Origin of the sequence: Hymenobacter daecheongensis DSM 21074, from assembly GCF_900141805.1 — a bacterium.
In the GTDB taxonomy this organism is placed as follows: Bacteria; Bacteroidota; Bacteroidia; order Cytophagales; family Hymenobacteraceae; genus Hymenobacter; species Hymenobacter daecheongensis.
This window is the reverse complement of the sequence record NZ_FQYN01000002.1, coordinates 360,339-373,312: the sequence shown is the minus strand read 5'-3', so window position 1 is coordinate 373,312 and position 12,974 is coordinate 360,339. Positions and strand designations below refer to the sequence as shown.

General features: G+C 61.1%; 9 protein-coding genes. 2 read left to right on the top strand and 7 right to left on the bottom strand.

Annotation, left to right across the window (positions count from 1 at the left end; genetic code table 11):
* Nucleotides 1-57 precede the first annotated feature (57 nt).
* Nucleotides 58-2,253 carry a DNA helicase RecQ gene (recQ, locus tag BUB62_RS04475; RefSeq protein ID WP_073106695.1) on the bottom strand — a complete coding sequence of 732 codons (2,196 nt, stop codon included), beginning with the start codon at nt 2,251-2,253 and terminating at the stop codon, nt 58-60.
* A gap of 83 nt (nt 2,254-2,336) precedes the next feature.
* On the opposite strand from recQ, the gene BUB62_RS04470 reads away from it, so the two are divergent.
* On the top strand, nt 2,337-3,314 hold the full coding sequence (locus BUB62_RS04470; RefSeq protein ID WP_073106692.1) for a KpsF/GutQ family sugar-phosphate isomerase: 978 nt from the start codon (nt 2,337-2,339) through the stop codon (nt 3,312-3,314).
* Nucleotides 3,315-3,543: 229 nt separating this feature from the next.
* Nucleotides 3,544-4,635 carry a mannose-1-phosphate guanylyltransferase gene (locus BUB62_RS04465; RefSeq protein ID WP_073106690.1) on the top strand — a complete coding sequence of 364 codons (1,092 nt, stop codon included), beginning with the start codon at nt 3,544-3,546 and terminating at the stop codon, nt 4,633-4,635.
* Nucleotides 4,636-4,723: 88 nt separating this feature from the next.
* On the opposite strand, the gene BUB62_RS04460 is transcribed toward BUB62_RS04465, so the two are convergent.
* The 6 genes from BUB62_RS04460 to BUB62_RS04435 form a co-directional block, all read right to left on the bottom strand.
* Nucleotides 4,724-5,395 carry a hypothetical protein gene (locus tag BUB62_RS04460; protein WP_073106687.1) on the bottom strand — a complete coding sequence of 224 codons (672 nt, stop codon included), beginning with the start codon at nt 5,393-5,395 and terminating at the stop codon, nt 4,724-4,726.
* Nucleotides 5,396-5,566: 171 nt separating this feature from the next.
* Nucleotides 5,567-6,511, bottom strand: a complete 945-nt coding sequence (rlmB, locus tag BUB62_RS04455; RefSeq protein WP_317041374.1) for a 23S rRNA (guanosine(2251)-2'-O)-methyltransferase RlmB — start codon at nt 6,509-6,511, stop codon at nt 5,567-5,569.
* Entirely contained in the window at nt 6,475-7,692 is a 1,218-nt protein-coding gene (locus tag BUB62_RS04450) for a GWxTD domain-containing protein (protein ID WP_143164026.1), read from the bottom strand. Before BUB62_RS04450 ends, rlmB begins: the two co-directional genes overlap by 37 nt.
* Nucleotides 7,693-8,138: 446 nt before the next feature.
* Nucleotides 8,139-11,129 carry a glycosyltransferase family 117 protein gene (locus tag BUB62_RS04445; protein WP_073106681.1) on the bottom strand — a complete coding sequence of 997 codons (2,991 nt, stop codon included), beginning with the start codon at nt 11,127-11,129 and terminating at the stop codon, nt 8,139-8,141.
* Between the two features lie 217 nt (nt 11,130-11,346).
* Nucleotides 11,347-11,991, bottom strand: coding sequence for a T9SS type A sorting domain-containing protein (locus BUB62_RS04440; RefSeq protein WP_084538824.1), 645 nt, complete (start codon nt 11,989-11,991; stop codon nt 11,347-11,349).
* A 265-nt stretch (nt 11,992-12,256) separates the two neighbouring features.
* Nucleotides 12,257-12,970, bottom strand: a complete 714-nt coding sequence (locus BUB62_RS04435) for a biotin--[acetyl-CoA-carboxylase] ligase (RefSeq protein ID WP_234988628.1) — start codon at nt 12,968-12,970, stop codon at nt 12,257-12,259.
* Nucleotides 12,971-12,974 lie beyond the last annotated feature (4 nt).

The following is a 12,974-nucleotide window of genomic DNA, read 5'->3' as shown; positions in this document are numbered from 1 at the left end:
GGCCGCCTCGCGGTCGAAAATCAGTGAAATCAGCGCCTGATCAGCGGAATTCGTGGTCTAGTTGGCGTACTCGCTCAGGAACTTGATGCGCATCAGGCGCAGGTCCTCTTCCGTGTAGTCCTCGTCGCCCAGCTCTTTCAGGGCCACGGCAATGTTGTCGGTGCTGGCCTGCAGGAAGTACTCGGTAATTTCCGCCTGCCGGTCGTGGTCGAGCACGCCGTTGATGTAGTAGTCGAGGTTGAGCTTGGTGCCGGAGTAGCAGATGTGCTCAATTTCTTCCATCAGCTCGCGCATGTCGATGCCCTTGGAAGAAGCAATTTCCTCCAAGTCCATCTTCTTGTCGATCTGCTGAATGATGTAGATCTTGATTTTGGACTTGTTTACCGCCGACTTCACCACCACGTCGGCCGCCGTGATGATGTCGTTGTCCTCCACATACTTCTGAATCAGGGCCAGAAACGGCTGCCCGAACTTCTGCGCCTTGCCCGAGCCCACGCCCCCGATGTGGGCCAGGTCGTCCATCTTGGTTGGGAAGGTGGTGGCCATCTCCTTCAGGCTCGGGTCCTGAAATAGCACGTAGGGCGGCAGGTTCTTGTCCTTCGCAATCTTCTTGCGCAGCCCCTTCAGCATCTCAAACAGGGCCTCGTCGTGGCCGGCCGCCTGCTGCACTTCCTCCTGTTCCTGTTCTTCTTTCACCTCTTCCTCGTAGTTGTGGTCTTTGGTGAGCTTAATAGAGTGAGGATTGTCGATAAAGTCAAGCCCCTTGCGCGTGATTTTTACTACCCCGAAGTTTTCGATGTCTTTTTCCAGCATGCCGCTCAGCAGCACCTGCCGCAGCACCGAGTGCCAGAACTGCGCGTCGTGGGCCTTGCCCAGGCCATACACGGGCAGCGCGTTGTGGCCGTAGCTTTCCACGTGGGCATTGTTCATGCCCATCAGCACCGTGCCGATGTGGTCGAGGCCGAAGCGCTCCTCGGTCTGCACCACGGCTTTCAGGGCCATGTGCACCTCGTCTTTGCCCTCGAAGCGCTCTTTGGGGTGCTTGCAGTTGTCGCAAAAGCCGCAGTCTTTCTCGAAATGCTCGCCGAAGTAGTGCAGCAGCTGCTTGCGCCGGCACACGGCCGAGTCGGCGTAGTTGGCCATTTCCTGCAAGAGCAGCTTGCCGTTGTCGCGCTCGGTTACGGGCTTGTCCTTGTTGAATTTCTCCAGCTTCACGATGTCGTCGTAGCTGTAGAACATCAGGCAGTTGCCCTCCAGGCCATCACGGCCGCCGCGGCCGGTTTCCTGGTAGTAGCCTTCTATGCTCTTGGGCGTGTCGTAGTGAATTACGAAGCGCACGTCGGGCTTGTCGATGCCCATGCCGAAGGCGATGGTGGCCACTATCACGTCGCAGTCCTCGTTTAGAAACGCGTCCTGGTTGGCCATGCGCACCTGCGGGTCGAGGCCGGCGTGGTAGGGCAGGGCGCGCACGTCGTTCACGCGCAGCAGCTCAGCAATTTCCTCCACCTTCTTGCGGCTCAGGCAGTACACGATGCCCGCCTTGCCCTTGTGCTGCTTCACGTACTGAATCAGCTGCTTCTTGGTGTTGTGCTTGGGCCGGACTTCGTAATACAGGTTGGTGCGGTTGAACGACGTCTTGAACACCGACGCGTCGTCCATCTGCAGGTTTTTCTGGATGTCGAGCTGCACCTTGGGCGTGGCCGTGGCCGTGAGGGCAATAACGGGCAGCTGCCCGATATTGTCGATGATGCCGCGGATGCGCCGGTACTCAGGCCGGAAATCGTGGCCCCATTCTGAGATGCAGTGGGCCTCGTCGATGGCCACGAAGCTGATGGTGGCTTTCTGCAGAAAGTCGATGGTATCGTCCTTGGTCAGGCTCTCGGGGGCCACGTAGAGCAGCTTCACCTCGCCGCTGATTACGTCGCGCTTCACCCGGTTTATCTCCGCCTTGGTCAAGGTCGAGTTCAGAAACTGGGCATTCACGCCGAAAGCATTCAGCTGATCGACCTGATTTTTCATCAGGGCAATCAGGGGGGAAATAACGATGGCGGTGCCGGGCAGGATGAGGGCCGGGAGCTGGTAGCACAACGACTTACCCGCGCCCGTGGGCATTATCACGAAGGTGTTGTGGCCTTCGATGACGTTCTGAATGATGGCCTCCTGGGTGCCCCGGAACTGACCGTACCCAAAAACTTCCTTTAACTTGCCCTTCAGATCAGCCTCTTGCAGGATGGCTTGGTTTTCGGCTGGCATCGACATTCTCACTTGCTCTATTGGGTTGCAGACTTGAGCATCAGCCCCGCCGGGGATGACTACTCAATCTATACAAATTTAGATTGAAACCGCAGAACGACATCATCTCGATTGCAAAAAAAGTGCTTCTCGAAGAAGCAGAAGCCGTTCGGGGCGTGGCTACGGCCATTGCTCAAACTCCGGATTTTGCACAATGCGTAGCTGTCATACTCTCATTACGGGGTCGGGTGGTGGTCACCGGCATCGGCAAGAGCGCCCACATTGCGGGCAAGATGGTGGCTACCCTCAACTCAACGGGTACGCCAGCGCTGTTTATGCACGCCGCCGATGCCATTCATGGCGACCTGGGCATGATTCAACCGGAAGATTTTGTCATTGCCATCAGCAAGAGCGGCGACACCCCGGAAATAAAAGTGCTGGTACCACTGCTCAAGCGCAAGGGCGTGCCACTGGCGGCGCTGGTCAGCAACGCCGACTCGTACCTGGGCGTGCAGGCCGACTATGTGCTGCACGCCCCCGTGACGCGTGAGGCCTGCCCCCACAACCTGGCCCCCACCACCAGCACCACCGCCGCCCTGGCCCTGGGCGATGCGCTGGCCGTATGCCTGCTCGAATCGCGCGAGTTCACCTCCGCCGACTTTGCCCGCCTGCACCCCGGCGGCACGCTGGGCAAGAAGCTCTACCTGAAAGTGGGCGATTTGAGCCGCCAGAACCAGGCTCCGCAGGTACTGGAAGACGCGCCACTGAAAGACATCATCCTCGAAATATCGGGCAAGCGCCTCGGAGCAACGGCCGTGCTCAGCCTGGCCGATGGCGGGCTGCTGGGCATCATCACCGATGGCGACCTGCGCCGGATGCTCACCAACTTCACCCGCCTGGAAGCCGTGCAGGCCCGCGACATTCTCACGCCCGGCCCCGTCACCATCGATGTAGATGACTTCGCCGCCGAAGCCCTCGTGCGGATGCAGGACCGCAACATCACCCAACTCATCGTGACTGAAAACGGCCGCTTCAGTGGCTTCATTCACCTGCACGACCTGCTGCGCGAAGGACTGGTGTAAGGGCAGCGTTAAAATGGGGAAAGGCACTGTCATCCTGAGCTTGCGAAGAACCTCTACTGCAATGGTAATCCCTGGGGCAACGAAGCGGGAGAGGTCCTTCGCAGGCTCAGGATGACAGCCAGTAAAAAAAACTCGCACCAGTACCACCGGCACTTCGCCGACAAAAATTACATATTAGCAGAATCGAATCTTGGCAACTCTTCCTCACGCCGCTCCGGCCCTACAAACTATGGAACAAAATACGTACCTCGTCGTGATGGCGGGCGGCATCGGGAGCCGCTTCTGGCCTTTCAGCCGCACCACGCTGCCCAAGCAGTTCCATGATGTGATGGGCGTGGGCCGCTCCATGCTGCAGCTCACGGTCGAGCGGTTTCAGGGCATCTGCCCGCCCGAAAACGTGTTTGTGGTAACCAACCGCGACTATACCGATCTGGTGCAGCAGCACCTGCCCACGCTGCCCGTCGATCAGATTCTGGGCGAGCCCATCGGCCGCAATACCGCGCCCTGCATTGCTTACGCCAGCTACCGCATCGCGCAGCGCGACCCCAAAGCCGTCATCATCGTAACGCCCGCTGACCACGCGGTGCTGCGCGAGGTGGAGTTTCAGCGCATTATCATGCAGGCCGTGGCGGCGGCCCGCGACCATGAGATTCTCATCACGCTCGGCATTCAGCCCTCACGCCCCGATACCGGCTACGGCTACATTCAGTATATCGACGCGGAGAAGAAAGGGATGCTGCCCGACGGCCTGAAGAAGGTAAAAACCTTCACTGAGAAGCCGAATCTGGAGCTGGCCGAAATGTTTCTGGACAGCGGCGACTTCCTCTGGAACTCGGGTCTGTTTGTGTGGCGGGCCGATGCCATTATTCACGCCTTCCATCAGTACCTGGGCGATATTGCCGAAGTATTTGACGAAGGCACCGCTCAGCTGGGCACGCCCGCCGAGGCCGAGTTTATCACCCAGGCCTACACCCGCTGCCGCAACATCAGCATCGACTACGGCGTGATGGAAAAGGCCGATAACGTGTACGTGCTGCCTGCCGACTTCGGCTGGAGCGACCTGGGCACCTGGGACTCGCTGCACCGCATGGGCCACCACGACGCGGACAACAACGTGGTGGACGGCGACGCGCTACTCTACGACACCCGCGAGTGCGTCATCAAAACCCCCGCCGACCGCCTCGTGGTGGTGCAGGGCCTCGAAGGCTACATCATTGCCGAATACGACAACGTGCTGCTCATCTGCAAGCGCACGGAGGAGCAGCGCGTGAAGGAATTCGTGGCCGATGTAAAGTCGAAGAAGGGCCACGGATATAATTAAGCCCGCCGACGACTCAAAACACCTAAAAGGGCCGCTGCGCACTGCGCAGCGGCCCTTTTTTGGCAATGATCATGTCGTCAGCAGGGAGTTAAAACGCGTAAATAGCGTTGAGCCGGACACTGAGGTTGCGAAGGTAAGTGGGCGTGCGGAGGCTGTTTGGGTAAGGCTCTCCGGTGCGGCGGTCAGCATACGTTTCCGTATTAGTGCCGCGACCAACTTCGTGATACACCTCCGGATTCAGGTAGAAGTGATTAAGCATTCTGACTTTGGCCCCGAGCCCGGGCGCGATGCCAAACCCGTTGGATTTCACGCGCACATCGGTGTCCAGGCAGCCGCACAAGCCGCCGGTGAGGTTACCTTCCGAGGCGTAGCGGCGGTAGTAGACATCAGAGAAAACGTAGAGCCACGGGGCACGGGCGAAAGGCGCGTACTGCCCGCCAACTTTGAGCTTCGCCTCCTGGCCTTTCGATTCCCCTACCAAGCAGTCGGCGCAGTTCTCGGAGTCGACTGCCTGGGTATTGGTGGTGTAGTTGATGCTGGTGCGCAGGGCAAACCGGTTCAGATTGTAGCGGAACAAGACTCCAGAAAGCCACTGGGTTTTATCGTTGCTGTAGGTGTTGTAAAAGGAGTTTTGGGACGAAACGAAGGGAGAGTGGTTCACAACATCTAGGCCCACTTCAAATAGGTGAGGCGTATCCTGAGCGTGCGCGGCGCTGCCCAGCAGAACGAGCAAGATGACTGGAAGCGTAGTGTTTTTCATAAGCCGAATTCTGAAAGATAGTGTGGGGATAATATAAGGAGCCGCATCTTCCTGGGCGTAGTTGCAAGCTGCCCAAAATTTAGCTTAAGAACGACGGGGCCTGCGAGAAAATAGGCGCAAAAAAGCCCGCGGGAACCAGTTCCTGCGGGCTCTTCCAAAAAATTACTGCAGTTAAGCGCCGGCCCGCAGCCGCTGGCGCAGCACTTCAAACAGCATGATGCCGCTGGCCACCGACACGTTCAGCGAGCCGATCTGGCCGGCCATTGGGATGCGGAGCTTGTGGTCGGCGAGCTTGAGGTATTCGGGCGAGATGCCGTCTTCCTCGCTGCCCATGAGCACGGCCACGGGGCCGGTCAGGTCCACGGAGCCGGCTTCGAGGCTGGCATCGGCCTTCTCGGTGCAGGCCACCACCGTCACGCCCGACTGCTGCAGAAACGTGATGGTTTCCTTCAGATTCGGCTCGCGGCACACCGGAATGATGTTCAGAGCGCCGGCCGAGGTTTTCAGCGCGTCGCCGTTGATCTGGGCGGCGCCGCGGCTGGGCACCACAATGGCGTGCACGCCCATACACTCGGCGTTGCGGGCAATGGAGCCGAAGTTGCGCACGTCGGTGATGCGGTCGAGCAGGAGCAGGAGCGGGGTTTTTCCCTCCTCATACAGGCCGGCCAGAATGTTGTCGAGCGGCTGGTAGTCAATCGGCGACACGAAAGCCACCGCGCCCTGGTGGTTTTTGCGCGTCAGGTCGTTCAGCTTCTCAATGGGCACCAGCGACACGGGCACGTTGGCGGCCTTGGCCAGCTCCGTGATTTCCTGGGTCATGCTGTTCTTGGTGCCGCGCAGCAGATAGATTTTCTCCAGCGTGCGGGCCGCGTTCAGCGCCTCCTGAATGGGGCGCAGGCCGAAAAGCATGTCAATGCTGCGGTCGGCGGCGGGGCGATGGGGGTAGCGCGGCTTGCCGCTGTCGGGGCCGACAGGGCGGCCTTCCCGGCCTTCGCCGCGGGGCGCGGCAGGGCGCTCGTCCCGGTCGCGGTGCTGGGGCACGGGGCGGTTTTCAGAATCGAAATACGTGCGGCGCTCTTTCAGCGGGCGGTCGGGGCGGTCAGTGCTTTTCTCCATTGCTCCACGGCGGCATACCAAAGCAGCTCGTGCTCGGGGCGGCGCACCAATTCATAGTGTTCGGGGGCAAAGGTACTCGGTTTGGGCCGGAACGTGTACGTGGCCGTGCCGCGCTCAGTGCCCCGGTACACCCAGCGCTCCTCCGTGGCCGTGCGGTACACCGCTTCCGGCGGCCCCAGCACCACATACAGCAGCCCCCGGTCCGTCATCCAGCCGGCTTTGTGGGCCGAAAACAGCCGGTTGGCATCGGCCACGCGGCCATAGTAGGTGCGAATCAGTTGGCGGGCCACGGGCTGATTGTCGCGGGCGATGCTGAGCCAGAAATCATCCACGGCGTGCTTGGGATTGGGCGCGTTGTAGAGCTTCTGGCGCTCCGCGGAAGTAGTCAGGTAGATGAGCGGGCGAATCAGGTCGTCGGCCGTTTTCAGCGCCGGAAACTCGTTTTCCTCCACCAGCAGCGCCAGCGGACGGGGCGCATCGCCCACCCGCAGCGCATACAGCCCCGGCCGGCGCAGCCGCAGCTCCTGCCCGGCCCGAAAAAACAGCGAATCGAGCAGCCCAAGGGTGCGGGGGGCGGGCGGCTGCGTGGCGGGGTCGGCCATGGGCGGCAGGGCGGCGGCAAAGCCGGCCGTGGAATACAGCTTGGCCGTCACCGGCTGCTCCGACCCGTAGCTGTCCACCCGCACGGCCTCGCCGCTATGGATAAACGGGCGCAGCAGCGGGTCGCCCACCGAATCGGTGAGGATGAACGCGCGGCCCAGGCGCTCAGGCGTGAGCAGCAGCCACGCGCCATCGGGGCCGGCTGCAGCTTCGTCGGCGGGGCCGCAGTGCAGGCTCAGTACCTGGCCGGGCCGCAGCCGGGCGGCGGGCAGCGAGAATTCGACCCAGCTGGCCGCCCCCGCCGGCCGGATGCGGCGGCCAAGGCGGGGCACGGTATCCTGCCAGAGCGGGCGCTTGGCCTCGTAGCCGGCCCAGGCGGCCAGGCGCAACGGGTGGCCGCGCCGCAGCACGCTGCCATCGGCGAAGCGCACGTAGAAATGCAGGCTGTCGGCCTCACGGCGGGTATCGAGCTGCAGGCGGCGCTGGGCCGCGTAGAGCCCGGCAAAGTCGCGGCGCTGGGCAGCGGCCGGGCGGGGCGCCCATAGGAGCAGCAATAGCAAGAAGAGCAGGGGAGTTTTCACGAGGGCAGCGCACGTTAGGCAATGTTGGGCGCTGGTATTGAACGTAGGAGCCGCCCGTTTCGGGTGTCTGCCCCGCTGGTTGACCGCCAACACCGCCCCGGATTTTGGCCGCCGCCGGGCGCGTGCCGGTTGCTGCCCGGCCACGTCCCTGCCCCGCTCCGCCGGGGGCCTCCAAAACCTCGCCGGGTGCTCTCCGAATGACGGCCCGAGCCTCCGAAATGCCGCCGGGCCCTTCCCACTCCCCGGCGCGCCCTTCCGAAGCCCCGGCGCGAGCCTCCGGAACGTCAGCGCGAGCAATTGGCGGGGTGGCGGAATGGCTTTTTGAGGCTCTGAAAGCGGTTTTTGAGGTTGAGGCACGCCGCGCCGGGCCAGGCAGCCGGGGAGGCAGCAAAACAGCCGCCCCCAAGCGGGAGCGGCTGTCGGCAATCTAAAACGCAACTCGGCCGTTACTGGCGCGGGTAGTACTGATTGAGTAGGTCATAGGCTTTTTTGGCGCGGGCCTGGTCGCCTACCTGCTCGGCGGCGCGGTACACGCTCTGCAAAGCCGCCAGGTTGGCCTGCACTTCCATATCGAACAGAGCGCTGTTATGGGTGCTGTAGTAGGCCAGGGCCTGCTGGGCGCGGTTGGTCATGGTGTCCATCACCTCGTTGGCGCGGGCTTTTTCGCCCACCTGCACCAGCGGCACCACAAACTGCGGGCTCGAATAGTCGTAGGGAATGGACTTGTCGGGCATCACCGCAAAGGCCTTGTCCATGATCTGCTTGGCTTTGGCCTTGTTGCCCTCGGCCAGATAGGTATCGGTGAGGCGCGAGAACTGGCGGCGGTAGTTGCTGGGGAAGCGCAGGTTGTTTTCGTCGTAGAAAATGTCGGCGCGGTCCAGATTGCGGTACACGAACTTGTTCATCATATTTTCAAACATGATGTCCTGGGCCACGTAGCCATCGTCCTGGCTGCGCGGGTCGTAGTTCGGGTCGCGGGCGGGCAAGATGCGGTACGCCAGGCCTTCGAGCTGGAAGTACGGCTGCAGGTTCATGTAGTCGTCGGAGTTGACGGTGGTGGAGAAGTACACCGGGCGCTTCCAGTTGTTGGTGGCCAGCATGTCCAGAATCACCAGGTTTTTTTTCTCGATGGCGCCCTTGCCCATATCCCACTCCATGCGCGAGACGAGCTGCTTGCGGCGGTCTTTCGGGATGATGCCAAGCTTTTCCACGGCCGCCGTATCAACCGGCAGGAAAAACTTGCGCGTGGGGAACGAGAGCATCGAGCGGCCGCTCTGGGTTTGCACCTGCAACAGCGGGCTGTCCTGATCCACAAGCTGCACGAACTCCTTCAGGTTCACCTCCTGCACCGCCGGATTCTCCACGTAGGGCAGGTAATCGTTGGTGCCCTGGGCGTAGTCGTCGGAACTCATCGAAATCGGCAGCGGGGCCGACTTATAGGAGTCGCGCTTCATCTGGTTGATGTACCAGTCGGTGTTCAGGTAGCTGAGCACGGCCACGCGCACGTCGGTGCGAATGCCTTCCACTTCCTGAGCGTACCAGAGCGGGAAGGTGTCGTTGTCGCCGTTGGTGAATAGAATGGCGTTCGGGGCGCAGCTGTTGAGCAGGTTTTTGGCCGAATCGACGGAGTTGTAGCGGTCGGAGCGGTTGTGGTCGTCCCAGCCCTGAGTCAGCATCAGGCCGGGAGCCAGCAGGGCCAGCGCCGTGGCCGCCCCGGCGCGGGCCGAGTCTGCTTTCAAAATTGCCTTTAGCAAATCGGCCAGCCCCAGCACACCCAGGCCAATCCAGATGGCAAAGGCGAACGTGCCGCCCGTGAAGGTGTAGTCCCGCTCGCGGGGCTCGATGGGCGGCTGGTTCAGGTAGATAACAATGGCCAGCCCCGTGAACAGGAACAGCAGCCCCACCACAAAGGCATTGCGGCCGTCGCGCCGGGCTTGGTAAAACAGGCCCAGCAAGCCCAGAATCAGCGGAATGGCGAAGAAATTGTTGCGGGCGGGGCTGTCGGCGATGCGCTCGGGCAGGCCGGCTTTGCCGCCGTCCCAGGGCCATACCACGCCGGCCTGCTGAATGTCGCTTTCGCGGCCCACGTAATTCCACAGGAAGTAGCGCCAGTACATGTGCCCGATCTGGTACTTAAACAGAAAGCTCAGGTTCTGGCCCATTGTGGGCTTCACGCCTTCCTGAATATCCACCCACTTCTTGTAGTTGTAGAGGTGGCTCGGGTCGGGGCTATAGATGCGCGGGAGCAGCATTTTGTCCTCGTCACGGTAGATGGTTTCCAGCTTGCGCTCGGCCACCACGTACTTGTCGCCCTTGCGCACGTAGCGCGGCGCGCCCTCCTTCTGGTCGATGGGCTCGGCGTTGAACTGCGGCCCATACAGCAGGGGCCGGTCGCCGTACTGCTCACGCTTGAGGTAGCTCACGAAGGAAAGCACATCCTCGGGGTTGTTTTCGTTGATGGTGGGGTGGTAGCTGCTCCGGATCGGCACGATGAGGTACGACGAGTAGCCGATCAGAATGAACACCAGGCACAACATGGCCGTGTTCACGAGGCGGTTCTGGTTGCGGAACGAGTAGCGGAAGCCAAACCAGATCAGGCTGATGAACAGCACCAGGAAAATGACCAGGCCGAAATTGAACGGTAGCCCCACACTGTTCACGAAAAACACCTCAAACCCGCCTGCCAATGACGGTAGCCCCGGAATGATGCCGGCCAGAATCAGGCCCACAATCAGGCTGCTGATGGCCAGCGTGAACACGCCGCCCCACAGCGTCGGGTTGGGGTGGCGACGGTAGTAATAAATAAAGCCCAGGGCCGGAATGGCCAGCAAGTTCAGCAAGTGAACCCCGATGCTGAGGCCCAGCACCAGGGCAATCAAAATCAGCCATTTGTCGGAATCCGGCTCGTCGGCGCGGTTTTCCCACTTCATCATAATCCAGACCACGGCCGCCGTGCACAGCGCCGACATGGCGTATACCTCGGCCTCCACGGCATTGAACCAGAACGAATCAGAGAAGGCGAAAGACAGGGCCCCCACGGCCCCAGCGCCCAGAATCAGCAGCGTCTGGCCCATAGTCGGTTCGGCCAGGCGGTCGTCCTGCAGGCCGGGCTGGTTCAGCACCAGCTTCTTGGCCAGCATCGTGATGGTCCAGAACAGAAACAGCACCGTGAACGAGCTGCTCAGGGCCGAGAGCATGTTAATCAGCACCGAAACCTTGGTGACATCGCCGAAGGAAAACAGCGAAAACAGGCGGCCCAGCAGCAGAAAAGTAGGGGCCCCCGGCGGATGCGGCACCAGCAGCTTATAGGAGCAGGCAATGAACTCGCCACAGTCCCAGAAGCTGGCCGTGGGCTCCAGCGTAAGCAGATAAGTGAGGGTGGCGACGGCAAAAACCAGCCAGCCCACCAGGTTATTCAGGCTTTTGTAACTACGCATACTTTGCTTGGGAGTAGGAGCAGGCGCAAGGCCCACCCGCCGATGCACGAGGGGTTAGTCAGAAAATGAAATCAGTGAAGGGCCAAAAGTAGGCAATAAATCCGGCCGTGCCGCACCCATTCAAACGGAGAAATGGCCCGTTCTCAGGCATAGGACACGAAAAAAGCAGCCGGGGTGCACGGCTGCTTTTTCGGGCAAAGTAAAATAGAGTCTGGGGTCAGTTCTGCAGCACCAGGCGCTTGGTGGTCACCAGCTTGTCGTTGGCCAGCAGACTGTAGAAGTAGATGCCGGCCGGCAGATCCGCCAGGTTTACCGCCACGGCTGCGCCGTTCGTCTCCGGCTTCAGCACCACCGTGCGCACCTCGCGCCCGATCAGGTTGCTCAGGCGCAGCTTATACGTCTGCCCGGCCTTCTGGCCCAGCGAGACCATCACCACGCCCTTGCTTGGGTTCGGATACAGGCTGAAAAGAGCCGCAGGCTTGGCCTCGTCGGCCGCCGTGGCCGTGGCTATGATAAACGACCCTACCATACCCTCCCAGGCGTTGGTGGAGGTGTTGAAAAAAGCGTGGGCTGTGCAGTGGTATTTCACCGTTGCCGGCTGCGCGTTGGCCGGAATGGTTATGGAATTAAGCGTGCTGGCCGAATTCATGGCAAAAGGTGCAAACTCGTTGTTGTCGGCCACGGTAGGGTGGTTGCCGGCCTGCCACTGCCAGCGCACGATGTCGCCGGGCCGCACCGTCGGAATCTGGGGCGACGACGAATAGAAGTTGTTGCCCACCGTGATGGTGACCGTAGCCGCCAGCGCCGAAAACTGAATGAGCATCAGGGCCCATACCAACAAAATACGAGTAGAGATTTTCATGACATTCAGTCGTTGAAGCAACCACCAGAACGGCAGTTTGAGTTAGCGAAACAAGCAGCGCAAGCCGCAACCGGCTGATGCGGCTGAAACTGGAGCGGCAGCCCTGACCCAGACAAGCACCGTGCCCGAATCCGGCCGCCTGGTTAGAAGCACAGATGCGGTTTCAGACCCGAAAGTTGCGCGAGGGTTTAAGGGCTGCCCGCTCTACGCCGTCACATTCGGCCGCCAGCCGGGAATGGTTGCCGCCGCCGAACAAATATTTTTCTTAATGAATATAGCGAATTTCCTGCAAACCAAACGTGCGCAGCTGACCCTCAATTTCCACGGCCAGCCGGCCGGTTTCATCTACACCCACAATCTGGCCCGCGGTGCGCACGCCTTCTATCTCGTAGTAGTGGCGCTGCTGATAGCGGTACAGGGCCTGCAAATAGTCGTAGCGGAGCTGCGAGACGCGGCCGGACCGCAGCTGCAGGTAGCGACGCTCCAGGCATTCGAGCAGGCGTACGGCCTGCGTGGGCAGCGCGTAGGGGCGGCCCGTGAGCCACGCCAGCGAGGTGGCCGTGGGCATTCCAAACTCCCGCTGATTCACGTTCAGCCCAATTCCGACCACGCTATATTGAATCTTCGGGCCGCTCAGCGTGTTTTCGATTAGGATTCCTCCCAGCTTCTGGCTGCCGTAAAAAATATCATTGGGCCACTTCACCCGCAGGGCCGCATCGGGACCCAGCAGGCCCGTGGCCCAGTCGAGCACGCCCAGCGCCACGGCCTGACTGAGCTGGAACTGATCGGCGGCGGCCAGGAATGTGGGCCTCCAGATCACCGACAGCGTGAGGTTTTCGCCGGGCACGGCTTCCCAACGGTTGCCGCGCTGCCCGCGCCCGGCCGTCTGTTTGTCGGTAATGATGGTGCAGCCGTCGGTGGCGCTGTTTTTGACAATAAGGGCCTGCGCCTCGGCATTGGTCGAGGCACATTCGGGCAACCAA

Coding starts and splice junctions, on each gene's coding strand:
- recQ (WP_073106695.1), bottom strand. CDS start 2,253: ATGCCAGCCGAAAACCAAGCCATCCTGCAAGAGGCTGATCTGAAGGGC.
- BUB62_RS04465 (WP_073106690.1), top strand. CDS start 3,544: ATGGAACAAAATACGTACCTCGTCGTGATGGCGGGCGGCATCGGGAGC.
- BUB62_RS04460 (WP_073106687.1), bottom strand. CDS start 5,395: ATGAAAAACACTACGCTTCCAGTCATCTTGCTCGTTCTGCTGGGCAGC.
- rlmB (WP_317041374.1), bottom strand. CDS start 6,511: ATGGAGAAAAGCACTGACCGCCCCGACCGCCCGCTGAAAGAGCGCCGC.
- BUB62_RS04445 (WP_073106681.1), bottom strand. CDS start 11,129: ATGCGTAGTTACAAAAGCCTGAATAACCTGGTGGGCTGGCTGGTTTTT.
- BUB62_RS04440 (WP_084538824.1), bottom strand. CDS start 11,991: ATGAAAATCTCTACTCGTATTTTGTTGGTATGGGCCCTGATGCTCATT.